At 63.1% G+C, this 25,219-nt stretch carries 23 protein-coding genes; 19 read left to right on the plus strand and 4 right to left on the minus strand.

Annotated elements, in window-relative coordinates; translation table 11 throughout:
• The first annotated feature begins 15 nt into the window (after positions 1–15).
• The 7 genes from edd to LGT41_RS03325 are packed head-to-tail and all read left to right on the plus strand — an operon-like array spanning position 16 to position 6,665.
• The gene (edd, locus tag LGT41_RS03295) at positions 16–1,821 is read left to right on the plus strand and encodes a phosphogluconate dehydratase (protein WP_274128605.1); all 1,806 of its coding nucleotides are present in this window, start codon (positions 16–18) and stop codon (positions 1,819–1,821) included.
• Positions 1,822–1,848: 27 nt separating this feature from the next.
• Positions 1,849–2,493 carry a bifunctional 4-hydroxy-2-oxoglutarate aldolase/2-dehydro-3-deoxy-phosphogluconate aldolase gene (gene eda / locus LGT41_RS03300; RefSeq protein ID WP_274128606.1) on the plus strand — a complete coding sequence of 215 codons (645 nt, stop codon included), beginning with the start codon at positions 1,849–1,851 and terminating at the stop codon, positions 2,491–2,493.
• A gap of 2 nt (positions 2,494–2,495) precedes the next feature.
• Entirely contained in the window at positions 2,496–4,082 is a 1,587-nt protein-coding gene (gene pgi, locus LGT41_RS03305; RefSeq protein WP_274128607.1) for a glucose-6-phosphate isomerase, read from the plus strand.
• Positions 4,079–4,471: a methylglyoxal synthase gene (locus LGT41_RS03310; RefSeq protein ID WP_274128608.1), complete on the plus strand. Its 393-nt coding sequence runs from the start codon at positions 4,079–4,081 to the stop codon at positions 4,469–4,471. Before pgi ends, LGT41_RS03310 begins: the two co-directional genes overlap by 4 nt.
• A 42-nt stretch (positions 4,472–4,513) precedes the next feature.
• Positions 4,514–5,176, plus strand: coding sequence for an RluA family pseudouridine synthase (locus LGT41_RS03315; protein ID WP_274128609.1), 663 nt, complete (start codon positions 4,514–4,516; stop codon positions 5,174–5,176).
• On the plus strand, positions 5,173–5,583 hold the full coding sequence (locus tag LGT41_RS03320; RefSeq protein WP_274128610.1) for a VOC family protein: 411 nt from the start codon (positions 5,173–5,175) through the stop codon (positions 5,581–5,583). Before LGT41_RS03315 ends, LGT41_RS03320 begins: the two co-directional genes overlap by 4 nt.
• 8 nt (positions 5,584–5,591) lie before the next feature.
• Complete coding sequence (locus LGT41_RS03325; RefSeq protein ID WP_274128611.1) at positions 5,592–6,665, plus strand: Mrp/NBP35 family ATP-binding protein; 1,074 nt, start codon at positions 5,592–5,594, stop codon at positions 6,663–6,665.
• A 285-nt stretch (positions 6,666–6,950) separates the two neighbouring features.
• Here the strand turns inward: LGT41_RS03325 and LGT41_RS03330 are convergent, their stop codons facing one another.
• The gene (locus LGT41_RS03330) at positions 6,951–10,496 is read right to left on the minus strand and encodes a VWA domain-containing protein (RefSeq protein WP_274128612.1); all 3,546 of its coding nucleotides are present in this window, start codon (positions 10,494–10,496) and stop codon (positions 6,951–6,953) included.
• Between the two features lie 156 nt (positions 10,497–10,652).
• On the opposite strand from LGT41_RS03330, the gene lspA reads away from it, so the two are divergent.
• The 6 genes from lspA to LGT41_RS03360 are packed head-to-tail and all read left to right on the plus strand — an operon-like array spanning position 10,653 to position 17,739.
• Positions 10,653–11,174 (plus strand): signal peptidase II, encoded by a 522-nt coding sequence (gene lspA, locus LGT41_RS03335; RefSeq protein WP_274128613.1) that lies wholly within the window; start codon positions 10,653–10,655, stop codon positions 11,172–11,174.
• 60 nt (positions 11,175–11,234) lie between these two features.
• Positions 11,235–12,584: a M16 family metallopeptidase gene (locus LGT41_RS03340; RefSeq protein WP_274128614.1), complete on the plus strand. Its 1,350-nt coding sequence runs from the start codon at positions 11,235–11,237 to the stop codon at positions 12,582–12,584.
• Positions 12,581–13,897 (plus strand): M16 family metallopeptidase, encoded by a 1,317-nt coding sequence (locus LGT41_RS03345; protein WP_274128615.1) that lies wholly within the window; start codon positions 12,581–12,583, stop codon positions 13,895–13,897. Before LGT41_RS03340 ends, LGT41_RS03345 begins: the two co-directional genes overlap by 4 nt.
• Positions 13,898–13,948: 51 nt before the next feature.
• Positions 13,949–15,823, plus strand: a complete 1,875-nt coding sequence (gene mutL / locus LGT41_RS03350; protein WP_274128616.1) for a DNA mismatch repair endonuclease MutL — start codon at positions 13,949–13,951, stop codon at positions 15,821–15,823.
• Positions 15,820–17,109 (plus strand): DNA recombination protein RmuC, encoded by a 1,290-nt coding sequence (locus LGT41_RS03355; RefSeq protein ID WP_274128617.1) that lies wholly within the window; start codon positions 15,820–15,822, stop codon positions 17,107–17,109. The genes mutL and LGT41_RS03355 overlap by 4 nt, the downstream gene beginning before the upstream one ends.
• 18 nt (positions 17,110–17,127) lie before the next feature.
• Entirely contained in the window at positions 17,128–17,739 is a 612-nt protein-coding gene (locus LGT41_RS03360; RefSeq protein ID WP_274128618.1) for an HAD-IA family hydrolase, read from the plus strand.
• Here LGT41_RS03360 and LGT41_RS03365 read toward each other — a convergent pair.
• Positions 17,736–18,530: a protein-disulfide reductase DsbD domain-containing protein gene (locus LGT41_RS03365; protein WP_274128619.1), complete on the minus strand. Its 795-nt coding sequence runs from the start codon at positions 18,528–18,530 to the stop codon at positions 17,736–17,738. The genes LGT41_RS03360 and LGT41_RS03365 overlap by 4 nt on opposite strands.
• A gap of 103 nt (positions 18,531–18,633) precedes the next feature.
• Between LGT41_RS03365 and LGT41_RS03370 the strand changes: the two genes are divergently transcribed.
• Entirely contained in the window at positions 18,634–19,236 is a 603-nt protein-coding gene (locus LGT41_RS03370) for a YqgE/AlgH family protein (protein ID WP_274128620.1), read from the plus strand.
• Here the strand turns inward: LGT41_RS03370 and LGT41_RS03375 are convergent.
• Positions 19,233–20,225: an L-threonylcarbamoyladenylate synthase gene (locus LGT41_RS03375; RefSeq protein WP_274128621.1), complete on the minus strand. Its 993-nt coding sequence runs from the start codon at positions 20,223–20,225 to the stop codon at positions 19,233–19,235. The genes LGT41_RS03370 and LGT41_RS03375 overlap by 4 nt on opposite strands.
• A gap of 99 nt (positions 20,226–20,324) precedes the next feature.
• On the opposite strand from LGT41_RS03375, the gene LGT41_RS03380 reads away from it, so the two are divergent.
• The 5 genes from LGT41_RS03380 (at position 20,325) to LGT41_RS03400 (ending at position 24,324) form a co-directional block, all read left to right on the plus strand.
• Complete coding sequence (locus tag LGT41_RS03380; protein ID WP_274128622.1) at positions 20,325–21,998, plus strand: acyl-CoA dehydrogenase family protein; 1,674 nt, start codon at positions 20,325–20,327, stop codon at positions 21,996–21,998.
• Positions 21,999–22,007: 9 nt separating this feature from the next.
• The gene (locus tag LGT41_RS03385) at positions 22,008–23,045 is read left to right on the plus strand and encodes an MBL fold metallo-hydrolase (RefSeq protein ID WP_274128623.1); all 1,038 of its coding nucleotides are present in this window, start codon (positions 22,008–22,010) and stop codon (positions 23,043–23,045) included.
• A gap of 8 nt (positions 23,046–23,053) precedes the next feature.
• A complete protein-coding gene (locus LGT41_RS03390; RefSeq protein ID WP_274128624.1) occupies positions 23,054–23,536 on the plus strand; it encodes a DUF6173 family protein in 483 nt (160 codons plus the stop codon).
• A gap of 79 nt (positions 23,537–23,615) precedes the next feature.
• Positions 23,616–23,750: an aa3-type cytochrome c oxidase subunit IV gene (locus tag LGT41_RS03395; protein ID WP_274128625.1), complete on the plus strand. Its 135-nt coding sequence runs from the start codon at positions 23,616–23,618 to the stop codon at positions 23,748–23,750.
• Positions 23,743–24,324 carry a hypothetical protein gene (locus LGT41_RS03400; protein WP_274128626.1) on the plus strand — a complete coding sequence of 194 codons (582 nt, stop codon included), beginning with the start codon at positions 23,743–23,745 and terminating at the stop codon, positions 24,322–24,324. Before LGT41_RS03395 ends, LGT41_RS03400 begins: the two co-directional genes overlap by 8 nt.
• A 55-nt stretch (positions 24,325–24,379) precedes the next feature.
• On the opposite strand, the gene LGT41_RS03405 is transcribed toward LGT41_RS03400, so the two are convergent.
• Entirely contained in the window at positions 24,380–25,129 is a 750-nt protein-coding gene (locus LGT41_RS03405; protein WP_274128627.1) for a metallophosphoesterase family protein, read from the minus strand.
• Positions 25,130–25,219 lie beyond the last annotated feature (90 nt).

Raw genomic sequence — 25,219 nt, forward strand, 5'->3', positions numbered from 1 at the left:
AAAGGAGGGCCGCACATGAAACTGAACGACACACTCCGCCGCGTGACCGAACGCATTCAGGAACGCTCTGCCCCGACCCGCGCCGCCTATCTGGCGCGCATGGCCGCCCAGCGCGACCAGGGGCCGAAGCGTGCGCATTTGTCCTGCGGCAACCAGGCCCATGCCTATGCCGCGATGGATGATGCCGACAAAAGCAAACTGGCCGAAAGCAGCGCCGGAAATATCGGCATTATCACCGCCTATAACGATATGCTCAGCGCGCATCAGCCTTTTGAACATTACCCCGACCTGATCCGCCGCGCGGCCCGCGAGGTGGGCGGCACGGCACAGGTGGCGGGCGGCGTGCCGGCCATGTGCGATGGCGTGACCCAGGGCCAGCCCGGTATGGAGCTGAGCCTGTTTTCACGCGATGTGATTGCGCTGGCCGCTGGCGTTGGCCTTAGCCACAACACCTTTGATTCCGCCGTTTTCCTTGGCGTGTGCGACAAGATCGTGCCCGGCCTGGTGATTGCGGCGGCCACTTTCGGCCATATTCCGGCGGTGTTCATCCCCGCTGGCCCCATGCCTTCGGGCCTGCCGAATGACGAAAAGGCCCGCGTGCGCACCCAGTTTGCTCAGGGCGAGGTGGACCGCAACGCGCTGATGGCGGCGGAGATGGCCAGCTATCATGGCCCCGGCACCTGCACCTTCTACGGCACGGCCAATACCAACCAGATGCTGATGGAATTCATGGGGCTGCACCTGCCGGGCAGCAGCTTTGTAAACCCCGGCACGCCGCTGCGCGAGGCGCTGACACTGGCCGCCGCCAAGCGCGCGCTGGCCATTTCCGACCTTGGCAACGACTATACGCCGACCTCGGCCATTCTCGATGAGAAAGCCTATGTGAACGGCATTGTCGGGCTGAACGCGACGGGCGGCTCGACCAACCTGCTGATCCACCTTATTGCAATGGCGCGCGCCAGCGGCATTCTGCTCGACTGGACGGATTTCGCCGAAATCTCCGAAGCCGTGCCGCTGATGGCGCGGGTCTATCCGAACGGGCTGGCCGATGTGAACCATTTCCACGCCGCCGGCGGGCTTGGCTATATGATCGGCCAGCTTTTGCAGGGCGGTTTGCTGCATGACGACACGCTGTCGATCATGGGCCAGGGGATGGCGCTTTACACCCAGGAACCAAAGCTGCGCGATGGCGAGCTGACCTTCGAGCCGGGTTCAAAAGACAGCCTGAATGAGAAAATCCTGCGCCCCTGCAAAGACCCGTTCCAACCCACAGGCGGGCTGAAGCGGCTGGCGGGCAACCTTGGCGCGGGGGTGATGAAGGTTTCCGCCGTGGCCGAAGAGCGCCATATTGTCGAGGCGCCTGCCCGCGTTTTCCACGACCAGGACGAGGTGAAAGCCGCGTTTCGGGCGAATGAATTTACCACCGACACCGTGGTTGTGGTGCGCTACCAGGGGCCAAAGGCCAACGGGATGCCGGAGCTTCACAGCCTGACCCCGCTGCTGAGCGTGTTGCAGGAACGCGGGCTCAGGGTGGCGCTGGTCACCGACGGGCGCATGTCGGGCGCGTCGGGCAAGGTGCCGGCGGCAATCCATGTCTCGCCCGAGGCGCTGGATGGCGGGGCGATTGCCCGCATCGCCGATGGCGATATCATCCGCGTGGATGCCACCAATGGCACGCTGGATGTGCTGGACGCGGCAGCCCTGGAGCGCGAGCCGGTTCTGGCCGACCTTTCGGCGCATCAGCACGGGCTGGGGCGCGAGATGTTCGCCGCCTTCCGCAACCATGTCGGCACGGCTGAAACCGGCGCATCGGCGATATGAACGCAGCATTTTACAAGGCGAAACCCCATGATAACCCCTAAAGACGCAAGTAAACGTAACCGCGAGATTTGCGGCATTGCCCCGATCATTCCGGTGCTTGTCGTCAATGATGTTGCCCGTGCGCGCGGGCTGGCCGAGGCGCTGGTTGCCGGTGGCCTGCCGGTGCTGGAGGTGACATTGCGCACCCCGGCGGCGCTGGAAGTCATTGCCGAAATGGCCAGGGTGAAGGGCGGAATTGTCGGGGCGGGCACGCTGGTCACGCCCGAAGATGTGCGCAACGCCGTGGCGGCGGGGGCGACCTTTGGCGTTTCACCCGGCGCAACCGACAACCTGATCGCGGCCTGCGAGGCCGAGGGCCTGCCGCTGCTGGCAGGGGCTGCCACCGCAACCGAGGCGATGGCGCTGCTGGAACGCGGCTATGACATGCTGAAGTTTTTCCCTGCCGAAGCCTCGGGCGGGGCACCGGCACTGAAGGCCATTGGCGCGCCCTTGCCGCAAATCACCTTCTGCCCTACGGGCGGGGTTTCGCCCGAAAATGCCCATAGCTATCTGGGCCTGAGCAATGTGATCTGCGCCGGCGGAAGCTGGGTTGCACCTGCCGACAAGGTGGCGGCGGGCGATTGGGCGGGCATTGAAAGCCTGGCGCGCAGTGCCGCGCAACTGGGGCGCTAGGCATGGATATCTGGGGGCAATTGGCGGCCTATCGCGCCGCGCATGAGGGGCGCAAAATTGCCGATCTTTGCACCGAAGCTGGCCGTTTCAGCGGGTTTTCGGCGGCAAGCGACGGGCTGGTGCTGGATTATGCCAAGACAAACCTTTGTGCCGAGGGGCGCGGCCTGCTGCTGGATCTTGCCGCGCACACCGGCGTGGCCGCGCGGCGCGATGCAATGTTTGCGGGCGAAAAGATCAACCAAACCGAAGGGCGTGCCGTGCTGCACACCGCCCTGCGCGCCCCGAAATCGGCGCGCGTGATGGTCGACGGGCAGGATGTGATGCCCGAAATCCACACAACTTTGGGCCGGATGGCGGCCTTTGCCGAGGCTTTGGAAAGCGGCGCGATTACCGCCAGCGACGGCGCGCCCTTCAGTGATGTGGTGAATATCGGCATTGGCGGCTCGGACCTTGGGCCGGCTATGGCCACACGCGCGCTTTCGCCCTATGCCGGGCGGCTGCGGGTGCATTTTGTATCGAATGTCGACGGGGCCGATATTGCCGATGTGCTGGCCGGGCTGGACCCTGCGCGCACGCTGGTCATTGTCGCCTCCAAAACCTTTACGACCATTGAAACCATGACCAATGCCGCCACAGCCAAGGCCTGGCTGGGCGGGCGCAAAGGGCATTTGGCGGCGGTCTCGACCGCGCGCGACAAAACCTCCGCTTTTGGCATTCCGCCCGATCGCGTGTTCGGGTTCGAGGATTGGGTCGGCGGGCGCTATTCGCTTTGGGGGCCGATTGGCCTGCCGATCATGCTGGCGATCGGGCCGCAGAATTTTGCCGATTTTCTGGCCGGTGGCCATGCGATGGACCAGCATTTCCGCACTGCCGCGCCGGCCGATAACCTGCCGTTGCTGCTGGGGCTGGTCGGCATCTGGCACAGTAATATCTGCGGCTATGCCACGCGCGCCGTTCTGCCCTACGACCAGCGCCTGTGCCGCCTGCCCGCCTATTTGCAACAGCTCGACATGGAGAGCAACGGCAAGGGTGTAACGATGGAGGGCCGTGCCGTGGCCCGCGCCAGTGGCCCCGTTGTCTGGGGCGAGCCGGGCACCAACGGGCAGCACGCATTCTACCAGCTTATCCACCAGGGCACCGCCGTTGTGCCCTGCGAGTTTCTGATTGCCGGCGAAGGCCACGAGCCGGAGCTTTCGCATCAGCATGACCTGCTCATCGCCAATTGCCTTGCCCAAAGCCGCGCGCTGATGCTGGGGCGGGATATGGATGCCGCCCGCGCGCTGATGGCGGCCAAGGGGCTAAGCGGGGCGGAGTTGGAGCGCCAGGCCGCGCATCGCATCTTCCCGGGCAATCGGCCCTCGGTAACACTGGCCTATCCGAAACTCACGCCCTTCGTGCTGGGGCAGATCATCGCGCTTTACGAGCATCGGGTATTTGTTGAAGCCGCCATCTGGGGGATCAACGCGTTTGACCAATGGGGCGTGGAACTGGGCAAAGAGCTTGCCGTGGCGCTGTTGCCACATGTGCAAGGCGAAGCGGCAGGCGGGCTTGATGACAGCACCGCCGGGCTGTTGGGGGTGCTGAAATGAGCGTGCAACTTTCACTCGTCGCCCATGACGGGCGCAAGGATGCGCTGGTCGCCTGGGCCAAACGGCACGAGGCTACGCTCGCGCAATGCGCGATTTTTGCCACCGGCACCACCGGCGCGCGGCTGGCCGAGGCACTGCCGAGCCTGAACATCACAAGGCTGAAATCCGGCCCGCTTGGCGGGGATCAGCAAATCGGCGCGATGATCGCCACCGGCGCGCTGGACGGGATGGTGTTTTTCATCGACCCGATGGCCCCCATGCCGCATGATGTGGATGTGAAGGCGCTGACCCGGCTGGCCACGGTTTACGATATTCCGATGGCATTAAGCGAAAGCACCGCGAACCTGCTGGTTGACGGGCTGGCCAGCGGGCGTATCAGGCGCGCCTAGCAGCGCTTTAACTCGGTCCGCAGATCAGCTACACCCGCGCCTATGAGCGCCTTTGATTATGACCCCCCGACCGGCCCGCTGGACGTTGTCTATATGGATGACTGGTTTGCGATATTGAACAAACCCGCCGGATTGCTGAGCGTGCCTGGCAAGGGCCCGCAACTGGCCGATTGCCTGATGAGCCGGGCGATTGTGCAATTCCCCGGCGCACGGCTGGTGCATCGGCTGGACCGCGATACATCGGGGCTGATTATGGTGGCGCGCAGCCACCCCGCGCAGGTCGCGCTCAGCCGGATGTTTGCCGAACGCGCGATGGAAAAAACCTATATCGCGCTGGTGGCGGGCAACCCTGCCGAGGATAGTGGCCATATCGACCTGCCGATCATTGTCGACTGGCCCAACCGCCCGCGCCAGATGATCTGCCATGAAACCGGGCGCAAGGCGCAAACCGACTGGCGCGTGCTGAAGCGCGGTGCCGACCGCGCGCTGGTTGAACTGCGCCCGCTGACCGGCCGCAGCCACCAGCTGCGCCTGCATATGCAGCAGCTTGGCCACCCCATTCTGGGCGATACGCTTTACGCCACGCCCGAACAGATCGCGCAAAGCCCACGCCTGTGCCTTCATGCCGCAGAGCTTGGTTTTACGCATCCGGCCCGGGGTGGTTTTGTCCGCTATTCTGCCGCACCGGAGTTTGGCCTGCCATGAGCAAGATCGCCAAGGTTTCCCTGATCGTCGAGGATTATGACCGCGCGATCGACTGGTTCACCCGCTGTCTGGGCTTTGAGCTGGTCGAGGATATTGCAATGGGCAACAAGCGCTGGGTTGTGGTTGCACCTGCCGGTGGCGGTGCGCAGCTCGTGCTGGCGCGCGCTGTGAATGCGCAGCAATCTGCGATGATCGGCGCACAGGGCGGCGGGCGGGTCTGGCTGTTTTACGAGGTGGATGATTTTGCCACCGCTCATGCCCATATGCTGGCAATGGGTGTGGAATTTGAGGAAGAGCCGCGGCACGAACCCTATGGCGCGGTCGCCGTGTTCAAAGACCTGTATGGCAACCGCTGGGATTTACTGGCCAAGGCGCTGCCGCTGCCCCCGAAACAACCGACCGAGTAGGACAAAGCATGACCCTGAACCGCGATGACATTCTGGCCACATTGGCACAAATCATCGACCCGAATAGCGGCAAGGATATCGTCGCCGCCGATTATGTGCGCGGGCTGACGATTGACGGGGCCGATGTGCGCTTCGTGCTGGAGGTGCCGCCGCAATTCGGCGCGAAAATGGAGCCATTGCGCGCCGTGGCCGAACGCGCCGTTGCCGCGATGGACGGGGTGGGCAGGGTTTCGGTGCTGCTCACCGCGCATGAGGCGAAAGCCCCGCCGCCCGATCTGAAAATCGGCCGCCACCCGACCGCGCAGCAGGGTGCTGGCAAGGCGCGTGTGCCGGGTGTGAAACATCTGGTCGCCATCGGCTCGGGCAAGGGCGGGGTCGGCAAATCGACCGTTTCCTCGAATCTTGCCGTCGCTTTGGCGGCGCAGGGGCTGAAGGTGGGCCTGCTCGATGCCGATGTCTATGGGCCAAGCCAGCCGCGCATGATGGGGGTGAATGCGCGCCCGAAATCGCCCGATGGGAAAACCATCATTCCGCTGCAAGCGCATGGCGTTGTGCTGATGTCGATGGGCTTCATGATTGGCGAGGCCGAGGCGGTGATCTGGCGCGGCCCGATGCTGATGGGCGCGCTGCAACAGCTTCTGGGACAGGTGGAATGGGGCGCGCTGGATGTGCTGCTGATCGACCTGCCACCGGGCACGGGCGATGTGCAGCTTACCCTTGGCCAGCGCTACGAGGTGACAGGCGCGGTGATTGTCTCCACCCCGCAGGATGTGGCGCTGCTCGATGCGCGCAAGGCCATTGATATGTTCAAGAAGCTCGACGTGCCGGTGCTGGGGATGATCGAGAATATGTCGACGCATATCTGCCGCAATTGCGGGCATGAGGAGCAGATTTTCGGCCACGGTGGCGCGCGGGCTGAAGCCGAGGCGCAGGGCATGGACTATCTGGGTGCATTGCCGCTGGACCTTGATATCCGGCTGGCGGGCGATGGCGGCACACCCATCGCCGCCGCGCGGCCCGACAGCGCACAGGCGCGGGGCTTCGCGGCGATTGCTGCGGAACTGGCGAAAAAACTGCGCTAGCCCTGCCGCGCAGCGCAGCTGGTTTGCAACCAGCACCGCCGCTTGGCGGTGGCGGCTTTTGCGCCGTTTGTCCTGGCCGCACTGACGGTCTGGCGCCGCTGCAAGCCTTGCTCCCGGCCCGGACTTTACCCAATCCGCACGCAGCGCCCCGACCAGATTGCAACCGGGCACAAGGGTGAAGCGCGGCGCGGGCGCAAAGCTGCAAGTGGCGCAACCTTGCCGCGCCGCCACCGCCCGCCACGGGCAGCGATTGTAAAATCGCGGCGCGCGGCGGGCTTGCCGGTGCTATTCAACCGCCAGCGGGCGGCTGCCCATTGTCGCACCGGTCTGCCCTGAAACATAGCGGATTTCATAGGCACCGGGCGTGTCGGGCACGGTCAGCGTGGCCGGGCTGTCACCCTCGGTATAGAAATAGTCGATATAGCTGCCTTCAGCCGCGCCGACCTGCACGATCGTGATGAAATCCTGCATATTATCCGGCCCGTCCCATAGCACCTGCAGGCTGCTGCCAGCCGCCGCTGTTTCGGGCGCTTCGAGGTAAATATCGACCGCGAAGACCTCGATCACCTGCCGCGACAGGGTTTCAGCGGTAGAGCCCGAGACATAGCGCAGCTCGTATGAGCCCGGCACATCGGGCAGGGTCAGCAATCCGGGCGAGCCTTGCTCGGTATAATAATACTGCGTGAAAACCCCATCCGCCGTGCCAACGGGCACGATGGTCAGGTAGTCGTTGGACAGCATCGGGCCGGTAAAGGTGATGCTGGCATCGGAGCCGGCGATCAGGTCATCGGCAATGGCCATCGTGATCGGCGTATCGGTCACGCGGAACGGCACCGAGGCCAGCACAATGCGCGACTGTCCCGACAAATAGCGCACCTCGTAGCTGCCAACCTCGGCGGGGAGTTTGACCTCGGCGGGGTTGCCGCTGCGGGTATAGGCATAGGCGCCGAAATCATCCTCATCCGCACCGACGGGCACAACGACAATGGCGTCATTGCGGTTATCCGGCCCTTCCCATGCAATTTCAACCCGCGCCCCCGCCCCGCCGCTTGGCGGGGGCGACAGGCGCACCTGTGCTGCCGTCAGGGTCAGCGGCAATGTGGCCCGCGTTTCGCGCGACTGCCCGGAGACATAGCGGATTTCGTAAGCGCCGGGATAGTCGGAGGATTGCACCGCAATCGGGTTGCCTTCGCGGGTATAGGTATAATTGCCGGTAACCCCTTCATCCGTGCCAACTGGCACGATGGTCAGATAATCGTTGTGGTTGTCCGGTCCGGTCCATGTCACCTCGATATACGCGCCGGCCACGGCAGACGGCATTGCCGACAGGGTGGTTTCAACCGAAACAAGCGTTAGCGGAATGCTGGCCAATGTCTTGCGGTCCTGCCCTGTCAGATAGCGGATTTCATAGGCGCCCGCGGCATCGGGGCTGCGCACGGCAAGCGGGTTACCCTCGCGCGTATAGGTGTAATTGTCATTGGCACCTTCGGGGGCGCCCTGCGCAACAATCGTGATAAAATCGTTGCGATTGTCCGGCCCCTCCCATGTAACCTCGATGTCGGACCCGGCATTGGCCACGGCTTCGGCCGCAAGCGAGGCTGGTGTCGCCTCGATTGTCAGGGGCAGGCTGGCGAGCGTCTTGCGGTCTTGCCCGGTGATGTAGCGTAGCTCGTATGAGCCCGGATCGACCGGCAGGGTCAGGGTCAGCGGGTTGCCTTCGCGGGTATAGGTGTAATTGTCAAACTCGCCTTCGGGGGTGCCGACCGGCACAACGCTGATGAAATCGTTCCGGTTGTCCGGCCCCTCCCATGTCACCTGAATTTCCGAGCCGGCCGGTGCCACGGGCGCGGCGTTCAGCGTTACGGCATTGGCTTCAAGGGTGATCGGCAGACTGGCAAGGGTCTTACGGTCTTGCCCGGTGATATAGCGCAGCTCGAACGCGCCCTCGGCTTCCGGCATGGTCAGGGTCAGCGGGTTACCTTCGCGGGTGTAAGAGTAATTGTCAAACTCGCCTTCAGGCGTGCCGACCGGCACAACGCTGATGAAATCGTTCCGGTTGTCCGGCCCTGTCCAGGTGACCTGCACCTCCGAGCCTGCCGCAACGACGGGGGCCGCTTCAAGCGTGGCTTGCGCCTCGCTGACGGTGATTGGCAGGGTGGCAATCACAGCGCGCTCGCCGCCGGTCAGATAGCGCAGCTCGTAAGCGCCGGGCTGGTCGGGGGCGCGCACAGACGCGGGGTTGCCGTCGCGCGTATAGGCGTAATTGCCGCCCGCATCATCATCGGCACCAAGCGCAACGATGGTGATGAAGTCATTCCGCGTGTCCGGCCCTGTCCAGTCTACCGCAAATTCGCTGCCAGCCACCACAACCGGCGGGGCGGCAAGCGTGGCGGGGATGATCACCGCAATATCGCGGCTTGCCTGGATGACACCGGCATTGTCAAGATAGTGCAACGTGTAATTGCCCGGTTCCGCTGGCGCGGTCAGCAATGCAGGGTTGCCTTCGGATGTGCGTATCTGTGCCACTGCACTGGCCGCTGCGCCGTCGCGCGGGGTCAGAATGATGGCATCGCCCGGCAGGTTCAGCCCTTCCCAGTCGACCAGAATGCCGCTGGATGCGACCACCTCATCAGGGGCAGACAGGCGCACTTCGGCCACATCGACCACAAGCGGAATTGCCGCCAGAACCTCGTTGCGCGTGGCCGAAACATAGCGAATTTCGTAAGCGCCCGCGACAAGCGGTGCAACCATAGCAGCGGGGCTGCCATCTACCGTGCGCACATAGCTTTCAACCGCGCTGACATCGCTACCAAGGGGCGCAATGGCCAGATAGTCGCCATTGGCATCGGGGCCGGTCCAGGTGACAGGCACGGCGGCGCCGGGGGCAACGGGGCTGTCGGCTTCAAGCGTGACCGCATCGCTGAGCATCACTTCGAAACGCTGCGCATCGCCTTCAACCGTATAGGCAAATTCCAGCACGCCGCTCTGGCCGTTCAACTCGGCGCGGGCAAGATAGTTGCCATCGGGCAGTTCGCTGCGCACAGAACTGCCGGGCTGGGCCGACAGAAGGGCGTTTTCGCTTGCCATGTCGATCAGCGTCCAGCGGATGCCCGCATCGCTGACCAGGTTACCCGCCGAATCCACGGCCACAAGATCCATGAACACAGGTGCCGCAACCGGCTCGGCAACCGGTTCGGATACGGTTTGCAGCGCGCTCAGCAGCTCATCGGCATTGCTGGCGGTCAGGTATTGGCCGCCGGTGATGTCGGCAAGGCAGGAAAGCTGGGTCTGGTCGTCAATTCCGGCCACATCAAAACCCACAACATGCGCGGTAAAATCAACGCCCGCATCCTCAAGTTCACGGGCCAGCGCGCAAGGATCGGCCTCGCAGCTTTCCAGCCCGTCCGAGACAAGGATGATCCGCGCCGGCCTGTCCTGCCAGCCCATTTCGCGCGCGGCATGGCGCACAGCATCGGTAAGCGGGGTGCGGCCGCGCGGCACAAGCGCATTCACCGCGGCCGAAAACTCCGCGGCATCCAGCGGGCCGACGGGCAGCACCGTTTCAATATCGGTGCAGCTTGCCTTTTCGCGATGCCCGTAGGCGACAAGACCGATACGGCTCGATTGTGGCAGTTCCGTCACCAGATCGCCGATCACCTCGCGCGCGATCTCAATTTTCGAAACGCCGTCAATTTGCCCCCACATGGAGTTGGAGACATCAAGCACCACAATCGTATCGGGCGCCTGCGCGCCGGGTGTTTGTGCCTGGGCGGGAAGGGCGGAAAAGGCCATATGGCCAAGGGAAATGGCGGTCAGAATGCGAATAAACATAATTGGTCCTGCTAAAATGTGATTCCGGAGAAGATAGCACGCTACGCGATTTGGCCAAGAATTTTTCCGCCTCGGCGCGAATGGGCGCGCAAATTTTCGCAGGCTTGCCCTTGGCCCGCGATTTGGTAGGAAGGGGCAGATGTAAAAGGACACGCCATGCAAAACACCCTGCGCCCGCTGCTTCGCATTTTGCTCTTTGCCGTCATTGCCTTCGCGCTGGACCGGCTGGCCAAGATCTGGGTGGTCGACTGGATGGACCTTGCCAACCTCTATACGATCGAGATGTTTCCGCCCTATCTGACCTATCAGATGGGCTGGAACGAGGGGGTGAATTTCGGCTTTCTTGGCTTTGGCGGTGACACGATGCGCTATGTGCTGATTGGCCTTGCGCTGGTTCTGGTGACCGGGCTGGTCATATGGCAACGCCGCGCATCGGGCTGGCTGTTGCCTGCCGCCACCGGGCTGGTGGTGGGCGGCGCGCTTGGCAATGTGTGGGACAGGGTGATTTTTGGCGCCGTGGCCGATTTTCTGAATGTCAGCTGCTGCGGCATCAACAACCCGTTCACCTTCAACACCGCCGATGTTTTGATTTTTGTTGGCGTTGTCGGGCTGATCATCTGGGGCGATCGCGACAAGGGCAGGTCACGCGGCGCCAAGCCGCGCACACATTCGCGTTAGCCCCGCTTGCCCTTTGCCAGCACAGGGCTATCTTGAAGCGGTAATTCAAAGGATATGCCCATGCGCCTGTTTCCCCTGCTCGGCCTGATCAGCGCCGTCTTTCCTGCGCTGCTTCACGCGCAAACCGTCAGCAGCTTCACGCTGGAGAACGGGTTGCAGGCGGTGGTGATCGAAGACAACCGCGCGCCCGTTGTCACCCATATGCTGTGGTATCGGGTTGGGGCCGCCGACGAGCCGCCGGGCAAATCCGGCATTGCGCATTTCTTCGAGCATCTGATGTTCAAACCCACCGCGACCCGCCCCGACCAGGATTTTTCGGCCGTGGTGGAAAGCAATGGCGGCGATGACAACGCCTTCACCGCGCAAGACTATACCGGCTATTACCAGCGCGTGGCCGCCGACCGGCTTGGCCTGATGATGGAAATGGAAGCCGACCGGATGCGCAACCTTGTGCTGTCGGCCGATAACCTGGCCACCGAACGCGCCGTGGTGCTGGAAGAACGCGCGTTGCGCACAGAAAGCGAACCGGGTGCGCTGATGGGCGAGGCCCGCAGCGCCGCGCTGTTCATGAACCACCCTTACGGCATTCCGGTCATTGGCTGGCGGCAAGAGATCGAGGCGCTGAATGTCGATGATCTGCGCGCCTTTTACAGCCGCTACTACGCCCCGAACAACGCCGTGCTTGTTGTGGCGGGCGATGTGACCCCCGCCGAGGTCGAGGCGCTCGCCCGGCAATATTACGGCCCGCTGGCCCCAAGCACCGATATTCCGCCGCGCATTCGCCCGCAAGAACCCCCGCAACTTGCCGCGCGCAGCCTTGTGTTCGAGGATGCGCGCGTTGCCAACCCCTATCTGGTGCGCATCTATCTGGCCCCGAACCGCACGAGCGATACGCAAAAGCAGGCCGCGGCGCTGTCGCTGCTGTCTGATCTTCTGGGCGGTGCGGGCATCGCTTCCGAACTTGGGCGCAGTTTGCAGCTCGATCAGGAAATCGCGCTGTCAACGGGTGCATGGTATGCGGGCACGTCGCTTGACCCCAATGAATTTGGCCTGTTTGTCATGCCGCGCCCCGGCACGTCGCTTGAAGAGGCCGAAGCGGCGATGGATGCTGTGCTGGCGCGCTTTATGGCCGAAGGGGTGGATGAAACCCAACTGGCCCGCGTAAAGGCCACGCGGCTTGCCGATGAGATTTACGGCATGGATGACCAGTTGAACCTTGCCCAGACCTATGGCGCAGCCCTGGCCACCGGGCTGACCCTGGCCGATGTTGCCGCCTGGCCCGAGGTTCTGAAAAGCGTCACCGCCGCAGATATTCTGGACGCAGCCGCTTTGGTGCTGAACAAGAACGCCTCGGTCACCGCCTATCTGACCGCCCCAGCCACGCCCCAGACCACAGAGGCCACAGAATGATCCAGCTACGCCCCCTTGTCCTTGCCGGTCTGATGGCGCTGTCCGCCCTGCCGCTGCGCGCATCCAACGATATTGTCGAGGTCATTTCGCCCGGTGGCATAACGGCCTGGCTGGTTGAAGAGCCATCCATCCCCATGCTGGCCATCGAGCTGAATTTTCGCGGTGGCGCCGTGCTTGACCCTGAAGGCCAGGAAGGCGTTACAACGCTGATGATGGGCCTGCTGGAAGAAGGTGCCGGCGATCTGGATGCCAGCGCGTTCTTACAGGCCAGCGAAAGCATCGCGGCGCGCTTTCGCTTCAGTGCCGGGCAGGATTCGGTCAATGTCTCGGCACAGATGCTGACCGAGAACCGTGCGGAATCGCTTGCATTGCTGCGCCTGGCGCTGAGCGCGCCGCGCTTTGACGCGGTGGCGGTCGAGCGTGTGCGCCAGCAAATGCTGTCGGGCCTTGCGCGTGATGTGACCGACCCCGACGCCATTGCCTATGACGCCTTCAGCCGGGCCGCTTTTGGCGACCATCCCTATGCGCGCAATTCCGATGGCACGGTTGAAACCGTCGCAGCACTTGACCTGGACGCCTTGCGCGCCGCACAGGCCCGCGCGCTGGTGCGCGACCGTGTGGTGGTTGGTGTGGTGGGTGATATTACCGCCGCCGAACTTGGCCCGCTGCTGGATGACTTGCTCGGCGACCTGCCCGAAGGCGGTGCCATTGATGTGCCGCAGGCCGAAATCGGGCTCAGCGCCGGGGTTGAGGTGATCGACTTTCCAACCCCGCAGGCCGTGGCCCTGTTTGGGCAGGAAGGGCTGGCGCGCGATGATCCCGACTATCTTACCGCCTATGTCGCCAACCATATTTTCGGCGGGCGGGTGGTGACATCGCGGCTGAACCAGGCCTTGCGCGAGCAACGCGGGCTGACCTATGGCGTGGGCACCGCGCTAGCGCCTTATGATTATGGCGCGCTGATCAGCGGGCGGTTTTCGTCAACTTCGGGCGCAATGGCCGAGGCGATCGAGGTGCTGCGCGCCGAATGGGCGCGGATGGCCGAAGGTGTCACACAAGACGAGTTGAACGTGGCCAAGACCTATCTCACCGGCAATTACGCGCTGAGCTTTGACAGCAATGGCGAGATTGCCCGCGCCATTACCGGCTTTCAGATCGCCGGTTTGCCGCGCGATTACATCGAAACCCGCAATGATAATGTGATGGCGCTGACGCTTGACGAGGTGAACCGCGTCGCCCGCCGCCTGTTCGACCCGGCCAAGCTGGAAATTATCGTGGTCGGCCAGCCTACCGGGCTGGAATCGTCGCAATAACCAGGGCGATTGCCGTTTCAGAATCAGCGCCCCCATGCTAGTTATGGGGGCATGAACGCCCCTGACCACAATATAAAGCGCGCACCGATCCGCCAGCTTGGCACAACCGCCATCAACCGCATTGCGGCGGGCGAGGTGGTGGAACGCCCGGCGGCTGCGGTGAAAGAGCTGGTTGAAAACGCGCTGGATGCAGGCGCGCGGCGTATTTCGGTGGATATTGCCGATGGCGGGGCCACGCTGATCCGGGTCACGGATGACGGCCACGGCATCCCCGCCGATGAATTGCCGCTTGCGCTGTCGCGCCATGCCACCTCGAAGATTGACGGGAGCGATCTGCTCAACATCCAGTCCTTCGGCTTTCGCGGCGAAGCGCTGCCCTCGCTTGGTGCCGTGGGTCGGTTAACGCTGACCAGCCGCGCGGCGGGTGCGGCCGAGGCCGCGCAAATCCGTGCCGAGGGGGGTGAGCTTTCTGCCGTTGCCCCGGCGGCTTTGGCGCGCGGCACGGTGGTGGAATTGCGTGACCTGTTCTATGCCACGCCCGCGCGGCTGAAATTCATGCGCTCGACCCGCGCCGAGGCGCAGGCCGTGCATGACGTGCTGCGCCGGCTGGCAATGGCCGCACCCGAGGTGGCCTTCAGCTTGCGCGATGTCTCTGGGCGCGATGGCTCTGGCGGTGGCGCTGGCCGCCTGGTGCTGCGCGCCGATGCCACCCAAGACCTTGCCCAGCGGCTTCGCGGCATTCTGGGGGCCGAGTTCATCGACAATGCGCTGGAAATCAACGCGCCGCGCGACGGGGTTACGCTTTCGGGCTATGCCGCCCTGCCGACCTATTCGCGCGGGGCCGCGGTGGCGCAGTTCTTCTTTGTGAACAACCGCCCGGTGCGCGACAAACAGCTTTTGGGGGCATTGCGCGGTGCCTATGCCGATATGCTGAGCCGCGACCGCCACCCGGCGGCGGTGCTGTTCCTGTCCCTGCCGCCAGAGCGTGTTGATGTGAATGTGCATCCGGCAAAATCCGAAGTGCGATTCCGTGAGCCTGCCTTGGTGCGCGGGCTGATCGTATCGGCCCTGCAACATGCGCTGGCAGGGGCGGGGCACCGGGCCGCCTCGACCGTGGCTCATGCCGCACTTGGCGCGTTTCGCAGCGAGGCACAAAGCCAGCAACCGGGCCAACAACCGAGCCAACAACCGGGCCTGTCCTACTGGTCGCAACGCCCGCTGGAACGGCCACAATTGCCGCCGCGCCTGCAGGGTTTTGCCGAAGATGCGGCGGGCTGGGCTGGCGGGCGCGTGGAGATGTTTGACGATGGCAATGCCCACGATGCGCAACCCGACGAGGCTGCCAACCTGCCGCTTGGCGTAGCGCGCGCGCAGTTGCACGAGAACTACATCGTGGCGCAAACCGCCAGGGGCATGGTACTGGTGGATCAGCACGCCGCGCATGAACGGCTGGTTTACGAACGGCTGAAAGCCCGCCGTGCCGAAAACGCCCCGCGCAGCCAGGCATTGCTTATTCCGGTGATTGTGGAGCTTTCCGCCGCTGATCAGGCGCGCATTCTTGACATTGCCGATGATCTTGCCGCGCTTGGCCTTGTGATCGAACCCTTTGGCGGGGCGGCGATTTGCGTGCGCGAAACCCCCGCCGAGCTTGGCACGCCCGATTGTGACGCGCTTATCCGCGACATTGCCGACCAACTGGCCGATCTTGGCAGCTCGACCACGCTGGCGGCGCGGATAGACGCGGTCTTGTCACGCATCGCCTGTCATGGTTCCATTCGCGCAGGCCGCCGGATGAGTGCGGCTGAAATGAATGCGCTTTTGCGCGAAATGGAGGCGACACCGAAATCCGGCCAGTGTAATCATGGTCGCCCGACCTATATCGAACTCAACCTTGCCGACATCGAGCGGCTGTTTGGACGCACATGAATATTTCAGACCTGAACTTTGAAGACCCGCTGATTCTGGCCGCCGCCATTGGCCTTGGCTTTCTGGTGCTGTTGGTGCTGCTCTTGCTGATGGCGCTGCGCACTGGCACAAGATCGGCCCGCGCGATCGACCCGCTGGCGCGGCATGTCGAAGGGCTGTCGACCTCGGTGCGCGATCTGTCCTTCGGGCAGGAGCGGCTGGCGGGCGGGGTAAAATCGGTGTCCGAAACGCAGGCGGCGGCGCAAAGCTCCATGCTCAAGGTGATGGAGCAGCGCCTTGCCGATGTGCAACAGGCGATGCACGAGAATCTGGTGAACAACGCGCAGCGCACCAACCGCACCATTGCCGAATTGCAGGAAAAGATGAACGAAAGCCTGCTGGGCAATACCGAAAAAACCACCAAATCGCTGACCGAATTGCAGGAGCGGCTGCAAACGATCGACCGTGCGCAAACCAATATCGAAAAACTGTCGGGCGATGTTCTGGGGCTTCAGGACATCCTGTCGAACAAGCAAACACGCGGGGCGTTTGGCGAAATTCAGCTGAATGACATTGTGTCAAAGGCGCTGTCGCCGGAAGGTTACAGCTTTCAGGAAACGCTTTCCAACGGCAAACGTGCGGATTGCCTGATTCACCTGCCCAACCCGCCGGGGCCGATTGCGATAGACAGCAAATTCCCGCTGGAATCCTACGAGGCACTGCGCGCGGCGGCGGGCGACAAGGCGCAAACCGCCGAGGCCGCGCGCCAGTTCCGCAACGATGTGAAGGCACATATCCGCGCGATTTCGGAAAAATACATCATCGAGGGTGAAACCGCCGATGGCGCGCTGATGTTCCTGCCCTCCGAGGCGGTCTATGCCGAGCTTCACGCCAATTTCCCCGATATCGTGCGCGACGGGTTCGAGCGGCGTGTCTGGATCGTGTCGCCCACAACCTGCATGGCCACGCTCAACACCATGCGCGCGGTCATGAAAGATGCGAAAATGCGTGAACATGCGCATGAGATTCGCCGCGAATTGGGCATGTTGCAAGGCGATCTCAACCGGCTGGATGACCGCGTGGCCAAGCTTGACGGGCATTTCAAGATGGCCCGGCGCGATGTGGATGACATCAAGATTTCAGCCTCCAAGGCCAATAAACGCGCGCACAAGCTGGAGAAGATGGAGTTTGACGGCGACGAGGTCGAGGCCATCGCCCCGCCTGTTCCCATTGCCCATTCAAGCGAGCCGACGCATCCGCAGGTGCGGCTGGCCGCGGCCATGCTGCGCGAAGCCGACCCCGACTGACCCGGCAAAGCCGCACCCATGACCCCACCCAAGGCGGTAATTTTCGACATTGGCAATGTGCTGATCCGCTGGCAGCCCGAGGCGTATTACGACCGGCACTTTGGCGTGGCGCGGCGCAAGGCGCTGTTTGGCGCGGTCGATCTGCACGCGATGAACGAGGACATCGATGCCGGTGCTCCGTTTCTGGCCACTGTGCAGGCGTGGGCGGCGCGCCACCCCGACTGGGCGGCCGAAATTATGCTGTGGCATGATGATTGGGCCGGGCTTGCAGCGCCGCTGATTGAAGGCAGTTGGAATATTTTGCACCGGCTGCGCGCCGCGGGCGTGCCGGTTTTTGCGCTCAGCAATATCGGTGATGACACCACCACACTGGCCGAATCCGGCCCCTATCCGCAGCTTGCCGCATTCGACCGGCGCTATATTTCCGGCCGCATGGGCGTAACCAAGCCCGACCCGCGCATATATGAAATGGTGCAGGCCGATTGCGGCCTGGCCGGGCCGGATTTGTATTTCATCGATGATCGAGCCGAAAATATTGCCACGGCGGCCGCGCTTGGCTGGCGGATACATCTGTTCACAGCCCCGGACAGGCTGGCAGCCGATCTGCGCGTGCAGGGCCTGCCGCTTTAGCCCGCCGGGCAGCCGCGCATTTCAAACGCGCCGCTGCTGGTCAGCACGGTCACGCGCAGCCTGTCGCGCTCGATCATGCCGCCGCCGCCTACAAACCGAATGCGGCCCTGGGCATTTATCGTGGCCCCGTCGGCGCTTTGCGCGGCGGCTTCAACCCAACTGCCCGGATTGTCATATTCAATTACCACCAGAGCCTCGCTATCGGGCTGGCGCAGTTCAAGCCGCGTGGCAACATCATAGCCCTTGCTGGCCGGGCGAATGGCACAGCCATAGGCCGCAAGCCGACCACCCTCGCCAATCTGCGGCACGGCGCGCAGGGCGGCTTCGATCGCGCTGCGGCCTTCGCTTTGGGCAGGCTCAAGCGTGCCTTGCAAATCCAGGCTGGCAGGAATGCAGATATCGGAGCAGACGCCGAACTGAAGATAGAGCGACACCGCCACCGGGCCGGCCTGCTGGCGGTAAAAGCGGATGGGAATGACCACCTGCCCGGAATAGCCCAAGGCTTGCGCGCCTTCGGGGCCAACCATTTTCGGTGCGGGCCAGCTGATCGAAACACGTTCGAGGTTGCGCGAGCCAAGCCAGTCAAAGCTGGGGGGGATGCCATTTGGCCCCGGCGCGCGCCAATAGGTTTTCCAGCCGTCCTTCAACTCGAACAGCAAGGCCGCCTGCTGGCTGCCATCGGGCATTTGCCAACCATTGAGCAGGCGCACATGGCCATAGGCCAGATCATCGGCAAGGGCGGGCGCGGACAGGCCGCACAGGGCCAGAACAAAAGTCAGAATCTTTCTCATGGTTTCGACATAGCAGCTTCAGCGGGCAAGGAAAATCACGTGTTCGCGACGAGCGGCGCGCGGCAGGCCTTGCAACCCTGACCGGGGCGCTCATATTGGAAGGATGATCAAAAAACACGCGACCCTCAAGCAGGCCGAAGATATTCCCTTTCTCGACGGGCGCCTGCTTGTCGCCCTGCCCGGCATGGGCGATCCGCGATTTGAACATGCTGTCGTGTTCGTCTGCGTGCATTCGCCCGAAGGGGCGATGGGGCTGATCATCAACAAACCGGCGGCTGAATTGAAGCTGTCTGACCTTGCCGAGCAATTGAACCTGAGCGATGCCGAAAACGCCGACCGCCATCTGGCGCAGGTGCATCTTGGTGGCCCGGTCGAGCATGGGCGCGGCTTTGTGCTGCATTCGCCCGATTATGAGGGCGGCGCGCATACGATGAATGTCAGCCCCGAATTCGGCATGACCGCCACGCTCGATATTCTGGCCGATATTGCCAGCGGCGAAGGCCCGGCGCAGGCATTACTGATGCTTGGCTATGCCGGCTGGGGGCCGGGGCAGCTTGAGGCGGAGTTGCGCGACAATGCCTGGCTGATTTGCGATGCGGCCCCCAAACTGGTGTTTGGCACGGCGGATGAAGATAAATGGCACGCAACCCTCGCCAGCATCGGCATAGATGCGCGGATGCTCAGCGGCGCGGGCGGCAGCGCCTAGCTGGCCCTTGGCGTAACAGGCATATCGCGCGGTGCGGCGGCCCGGCGCAGCCTGTCATTGATCGCAAGGCCAAGCCCGGTTTGCGGAATTTTGGCCACGGCGATGCGGCGCAGATTGGCGGCCTGGGCGCGGGTATCGACCTTGCGCAAAGCAGCAAAGAGCGCCGCAGCGGCCTCGGTCAGGTCGGCTTTGGGTGAAAGGTTGATCGCCACACCGCTTGGCGCCGCGGGGTCTGGCCCAAAGCCAAGCCAGGCTTCATCTGGTTCTGGCGCGTCGGCATTCAGCCGCATCAGGGCTTCGGGCGCATAATGGCTGGCCAACTGGCCGGGTGCGGCGAGTTTTGTGCCGGTGGGGCGGCGCATGGGCTGGCCGCTTGCGGCCTCCAGCACCTCAACCGGCACCCCGCCGGGGCGCAGCAACAGCCAGCCCTGTTCATCAAACCCGATGATGGTGGATTCAAGCCCCACCGCACAGGCGCCGCCATCGACCACCGCGCTGATCCGCCCGTTCAACCCCGCCATCACATGCGCCGCCGTTGTGGCGGAAACCTTGCCCGAAGGGTTGGCGCTGGGCGCAGCCAGCGGGCCACCGAATGCCGTAAGCAGGCGTTGCGCCAGCCGATGGGCGGGGATGCGGATGGCCAAACTCTCCAGCCCCGCCGTGACAAGTGGCGATATTTGCGCCCCCGCGCGGCGCGGCAGCACCAGCGTAAGCGGGCCGGGCAGAAGCGGCAGGAAGGGCGTAGCGGCGGGCGGAATTTCAACAAGCACGCGCATCGCATCAAGGTCGGCCACATGCACGATCAGCGGGTTGAAGCGCGGGCGGTCCTTGGCGGCGAAAATGCCCGCCACCGCCGCATCGCTGCGCGCATCGGCCCCAAGCCCGTAAACCGTTTCGGTGGGAAAGGCGACCGTGCCAGCCGCCTGCAAATGCGCAGCCGCGGCCGCAATTCCACCAGCATCGGGCCTGAGCAATTCGGTTTTCAGCATGGCGCGGGGGTTTCCGTTGGGTTTGGCTGGACAGGGGCGCGCTGCGCCGCCTAGTTTGGGCATAATCCATTGCGCCCCGCCAGACAAGCCGAGGACTTTATGACATACCGCGCCCCGATTACCGAAATCCAGTTCCTGCTTGACCATGTGCTTGATGGCGCGCGCGTTGCCGCCAGCGACGCCTTTGCCGAGGCCGATGCCGAAACCTGCGCCGCCATTCTGGCCGAGGCGGCCAAGCTGGCCGAAACCCAGCTTGCCCCGCTGAACACGGTGGGCGATTTGCACCCCGCCAGGCTGGAAAACGGCATCGTGCGCACCTCGCCCGGCTTTCCCGAAGGCTATAAAGCCATTGCCGAAGGTGGCTGGATCGGCATGGCCGCCGATACGGAATTTGGCGGCATGGGAATGCCGATGGTGCTGACAAGCGCGGTCAACGAGCTTTTGGCCAGCGCCTGCCTGTCGCTCTCGCTCAACCCGCTGATGTGCCAGGGCCAGATAGAGGCGATTACCGCACATGCCAGCGATGCGCTCAGGGCGCTGTATCTGCCAAAGCTGATTTCCGGAGAATGGTCCGGCACGATGAACCTGACCGAACCGCAAGCCGGCAGCGATGTTGGCGCATTGTCGAGCAAGGCCGAGGCGAATGACGATGGCAGCTTTGCGATAACCGGGCAGAAGATTTTCATTTCATGGGGCGACCATGATTGCGCCGGGAATATCGTGCATCTGGTGCTGGCCCGCCTGCCCGATGCACCCGGCGGCACCAAGGGGATATCGCTGTTCATCGTGCCGAAGTTCATTCCCGACGCCAGCGGCAAGCCCGGCGCGGCCAACAGCCTGCGCGTGGTGAGTTTGGAGCATAAGATGGGCCTGCATGGCAGCCCGACAGCGGTGATGAGCTATGAAGGCGCAACCGGCTGGATGGTCGGTGCGCCCGGCGGCGGCATGGCGGCAATGTTCACGATGATGAATAACGCGCGCCTTGGCGTGGGCATTCAGGGGCTTTCACAGGCGGAACTGGCGCTGCAAAAGGCGCTGGCCTTCGCCGCCGAGCGCAAGCAGGGCCGCAGCCCGATCAAGGGTGGCACGGGTATGATTCTGGACCATGCGGATGTGCGCCGCAACCTGATGGTCATGAAATCGCAAACGCAAGTGGCGCGCGCCATCTGCCTTGATTGCGCCATTTCGCTTGACCTTGCCCATGCGCAATCTGACCCGGCAATGATAGCCCGCGCCGCGTTTCTGACCCCGATCGCCAAAGCATTCGGCACCGATACCGGCGCCGAAGTCGCCAGCCTTGGCATTCAGGTGCATGGCGGCATGGGCTATATCGAGGAGACGGGGGCTGCACAAATTTACCGCGATGCGCGCATTACCGCAATTTACGAGGGCACCAACGGCATTCAGGCGATGGACCTTGTGGGCCGCAAACTGGCTGACGGGGGTGCCGCGGCACGCGCCTTGCTGGACGAGATTGCGATAACCGCAAAAGCCTCGCCCGAACTTGCCGCCGCGCATAAGGCGCTGGTCGCGGCAACCGACTGGATGCTTGGGGCCGAAATGAACGACCGCGCCGCCGGTGCGCAACCCTATTTGCGCGCCTTCGCGCTGGTTCTGGGCGGGCATTACCTGCTGAAGGGCGCGGCGATTGACGATAGCCGCAAACCTTTGGCCGATTTCCACCTGCGTCAGCCGATGGCGGCAGTGGCGGGCCTGTGTGCGGCAGCCTGCCAGGGCGCGGCACCGCTTTACGCCGACGCGCTTGGCGCATAAACCTTGCCCATGAACATCGCTCGACCCATTCGAATGCCGTTTGAAACCCCGCCCGCAACCGGCGCGGTGATCGAGGTTGCACAGGGCATTTTCTGGGCGCGTATGCCCCTGCCCATGAAGCTTGACCATGTGAATATTTATGCGCTGGCCGATGATGATGGCTGGACGCTGGTGGATAGCGGCATGAACAGCGGCAAGAGTCAGCGCATCATGGCCGATCTGCTGGCCGGACCTTTGGAGCATTTGCCGCTGAAGCGCGTGCTGGTCACTCATCATCATCCTGACCATGTGGGCCTGGCGGGCTGGCTTGCGCAGACCTATGGCGCCGAGGTGATGATGAGCCGCACCGCATGGCTTATGGCGCGGATGCTTGTGCTGGATGTGCAGGAAAGCTGGCCTGTTGAGACCGTTGAGTTTTACCGCCGCGCCGGGATGGACGCCGACATTCTGGCCGCGCGGCTGGCCGAGCGCCCGTTCAACTTTGCCGATGTCGTTGCCCCGCTTGCGCTGGGGTTTCGGCGCATCGAAGCGGGCGATGTGCTGCATCTGGCGAACCGCAAATGGGATGTGCATTTCGGCCACGGCCATGCGCCCGACCATGTTACGCTTTGGTCGCGCACGGATGATATCGTGATAGCGGGGGATCAGATCCTGCCCGGTATCTCGCCCAATCTTGGCGTGTATCCGACCGAACCAGAGGCCGATTCGGTGGGTGAATGGCTGGAGAGCTGCACGCGGCTTTTGCCTTTGGCCCGCCCCGACCACTTGGTGCTGCCCGGCCATAAGCTGCCCTTTACCGGGCTCGCCGCGCGGCTTGAACAGCTTATCGACAACCACCACGGCGCATTGGCGCGTTTGCGCACACATCTGCGCGAGCCTGCCACCGCCGCCTCTTGCTTTATGGCGCTATACGGGCGCAGCATTGAGGCGGGCGAATACGGGCTGGCTCTGGTCGAGGCGATCGGCCATCTGAACCACCTGCACCGCCTAGGTGAGATCAGCCGCGAGCCTGGTGCCGACGGGGCCTATCGCTGGCACATATGTTAGGGGAAAGTATGGAACCCGAAATTGCAACCGCCGCCGAGGCGCTGGAGGCCGACGCCCTGCCGCCGCGTTCGCGCGCCACAATGGTAGACCCCGCCGCCGCGCCCACAGCCGAGCAGGAACCGCTGCCAAAACCGCTATGTGACGACAAGCCCGGCGAAAAATCGCCCGCGCAATGGGCTTACGAGCGGGTGATCCTGTATATCCAGAATTTCGAGAAACAGCTCGATGCCGATCATGAAATCGGCATGGGGTTTACTGGCGGCAATGCCGGCACGATGCGCATTATGGGGCTAGGATATTTCGCGCCGGATATCGTTACCTTCTATGGGGTCGATGGCAGCGGCGCGCGCGTGCAGATGGTGCAGCATTACAGCCAGCTCAACGTGATGTTGCGCGCCGTGCCCAAGGTTGAAGACGAACCCCAGCGCATCGGCTTTCAGCTTGCCCGCGATCTGGGGGCGCAATCTGCACCCGAAAGTGACCAGGCATAAGCGCATTTACCTGCCTGCGGGGGGTTTTCAGGGCGTGTAAATTCTGGCACATATCATCAAACGCCTTATGGAGACGAATATGAGCGCGCATGAACATGGCACCATGAATACGGACGAACAGGAAAAGACCTTTTCCGGTTTTATCAAGGTCGGAATCTGGACAATCTATATTTGCATCGGCATTGCCGTGTTCCTGGCGGTGTTCAATGCCTAGGCTGATATTGGCCTTTGTCCTGCTGGCCGGGCTGTCGGCCTGTTCGATCAACCGCACCACGGCAACCCCTGCCGAAGTTTCGGCCGCGGCCTTTGTCAACCCGGCCCCGCCTTTTGTTGCCGTGCTGACGATGATGAACAGCAAAAGCGATTTTGGCGAGCATTCGGCGCTGGTGATCAATGGCAGCCAGATGGTGATCTATGATCCGGCGGGCAGTTTTCAGGAAGAACGTGTCGGCCTTGTGCGCGCCGAAGACGTGATTTACGGCGTGCGCCCGGAAATTGTGGATTATTACAATTCCTACCACGCGCGTAACGGCTATTATGTGCGGATGCAGCGGCTGGACATCACAGCCGAAGAGGCGGAAGTGCTGATTGCAAAGGCCGAGGCGCGCGGCGCTGTTCCACAACTGGTTTGCGCCAATGCGACATCGGACATCCTGAACGATCTGCCGCGGTTTTCCAGCATCAACAACACCTATTTCCCCGGCGCCGTCATGCGCCGCTTTGGCCGGATCGAGGGTGTAGAGACCACCGATATCATCGAGGATGACATCGGCCAGAATTACCGCTAGCGCCATCTGCCGGGGGCAGAGCCTCCGGCGGGGATATTTTCAAGCAAAAGATGGATCAGCGCAGGGCGATGCGGCCCGCCTGGCGTTGGGGTTGCAGCAGGTTCACGCTGGCATCCTCGATGATCACACATGACAGGAAGCGCCCGAAGACCGCGCCGGTATCGACCGCGATGCGGTTGCCGTGATGTTCGACATCCTGCACCGGCGTATGGCCATGCACGACGGTTGCGCCAAAGTCACCGCGATGGCTGAGGAAGGGTTCGCGAATCCAGATCAGGTCATTCTCGTCCTGGTCATGCAGCGGCGCGTCGGGATGGATGCCGGCATGAACGAAGAGATAGTCGCCGACATGGTGGGTGAGGCGGCAGGTCTCGGCGATGAAGCGCAGATGGTGTTCGGGGATAGCCGCGGCGGCCGCGCGATGTGTGGCAATGGGCGCATCGGCGCTGGCCCCTTCAACGCCATAAGAGCGCAGCGTTTCATTGCCGCCCATGCGCGGGTCGAGCCAATGCAGATGCGGCAGGCCGGTGGTTTGCGGGCTGTTCAGGTAGATTTCGGGATAGGTATCATGGTTGCCGCGCAGGCTGACCACCGGAAGCGGGTCGTTATGCCAGGCAATCAGATCATCAAGCACACCCGCAGAATCCGCCCCACGGTCGACATAATCGCCAAGGGTGATGGCCAGCGGGTTGGCGTGCGGATGCGCGGCTAGGTCGGCAGCAATGGCCGCGCGCATTTGCGCGAAGGCGTCGCGGCAACCGTGGATATCGCCGATGGCATAGATGCGCTGGCCTTTTGTGTGCATATGTTGGTTCCCGTTTGCAGGTGTCTTGGCATAGATCGCGTGTCGGGACAACGGAGTCGGGTCAGGCATTGGCAAATGCCTGCATTGAGC

It is taken from the genome of Abyssibius alkaniclasticus (genome assembly GCF_020447305.1).
Taxonomy (GTDB): Bacteria; Pseudomonadota; Alphaproteobacteria; order Rhodobacterales; family Rhodobacteraceae; genus Abyssibius; species Abyssibius alkaniclasticus.

Bases quoted from the DNA above. Each gene is read 5' to 3' on its own strand.
- LGT41_RS03330 (WP_274128612.1), bottom strand. From the start codon at position 10,496: ATGTTTATTCGCATTCTGACCGCCATTTCCCTTGGCCATATGGCCTTT.
- lspA (WP_274128613.1), top strand. From the start codon at position 10,653: ATGCAAAACACCCTGCGCCCGCTGCTTCGCATTTTGCTCTTTGCCGTC.
- LGT41_RS03315 (WP_274128609.1), top strand. From the start codon at position 4,514: ATGAGCGCCTTTGATTATGACCCCCCGACCGGCCCGCTGGACGTTGTC.
- LGT41_RS03360 (WP_274128618.1), top strand. From the start codon at position 17,128: ATGACCCCACCCAAGGCGGTAATTTTCGACATTGGCAATGTGCTGATC.
- LGT41_RS03370 (WP_274128620.1), top strand. From the start codon at position 18,634: ATGATCAAAAAACACGCGACCCTCAAGCAGGCCGAAGATATTCCCTTT.
- pgi (WP_274128607.1), top strand. From the start codon at position 2,496: ATGGATATCTGGGGGCAATTGGCGGCCTATCGCGCCGCGCATGAGGGG.
- LGT41_RS03405 (WP_274128627.1), bottom strand. From the start codon at position 25,129: ATGCACACAAAAGGCCAGCGCATCTATGCCATCGGCGATATCCACGGT.
- LGT41_RS03310 (WP_274128608.1), top strand. From the start codon at position 4,079: ATGAGCGTGCAACTTTCACTCGTCGCCCATGACGGGCGCAAGGATGCG.
- LGT41_RS03320 (WP_274128610.1), top strand. From the start codon at position 5,173: ATGAGCAAGATCGCCAAGGTTTCCCTGATCGTCGAGGATTATGACCGC.
- LGT41_RS03340 (WP_274128614.1), top strand. From the start codon at position 11,235: ATGCGCCTGTTTCCCCTGCTCGGCCTGATCAGCGCCGTCTTTCCTGCG.
- LGT41_RS03390 (WP_274128624.1), top strand. From the start codon at position 23,054: ATGGAACCCGAAATTGCAACCGCCGCCGAGGCGCTGGAGGCCGACGCC.
- LGT41_RS03345 (WP_274128615.1), top strand. From the start codon at position 12,581: ATGATCCAGCTACGCCCCCTTGTCCTTGCCGGTCTGATGGCGCTGTCC.
- LGT41_RS03375 (WP_274128621.1), bottom strand. From the start codon at position 20,225: ATGCTGAAAACCGAATTGCTCAGGCCCGATGCTGGTGGAATTGCGGCC.
- LGT41_RS03395 (WP_274128625.1), top strand. From the start codon at position 23,616: ATGAGCGCGCATGAACATGGCACCATGAATACGGACGAACAGGAAAAG.
- LGT41_RS03355 (WP_274128617.1), top strand. From the start codon at position 15,820: ATGAATATTTCAGACCTGAACTTTGAAGACCCGCTGATTCTGGCCGCC.
- edd (WP_274128605.1), top strand. From the start codon at position 16: ATGAAACTGAACGACACACTCCGCCGCGTGACCGAACGCATTCAGGAA.
- eda (WP_274128606.1), top strand. From the start codon at position 1,849: ATGATAACCCCTAAAGACGCAAGTAAACGTAACCGCGAGATTTGCGGC.
- LGT41_RS03365 (WP_274128619.1), bottom strand. From the start codon at position 18,530: ATGAGAAAGATTCTGACTTTTGTTCTGGCCCTGTGCGGCCTGTCCGCG.
- LGT41_RS03385 (WP_274128623.1), top strand. From the start codon at position 22,008: ATGAACATCGCTCGACCCATTCGAATGCCGTTTGAAACCCCGCCCGCA.
- LGT41_RS03380 (WP_274128622.1), top strand. From the start codon at position 20,325: ATGACATACCGCGCCCCGATTACCGAAATCCAGTTCCTGCTTGACCAT.
- LGT41_RS03325 (WP_274128611.1), top strand. From the start codon at position 5,592: ATGACCCTGAACCGCGATGACATTCTGGCCACATTGGCACAAATCATC.
- LGT41_RS03400 (WP_274128626.1), top strand. From the start codon at position 23,743: ATGCCTAGGCTGATATTGGCCTTTGTCCTGCTGGCCGGGCTGTCGGCC.
- mutL (WP_274128616.1), top strand. From the start codon at position 13,949: ATGAACGCCCCTGACCACAATATAAAGCGCGCACCGATCCGCCAGCTT.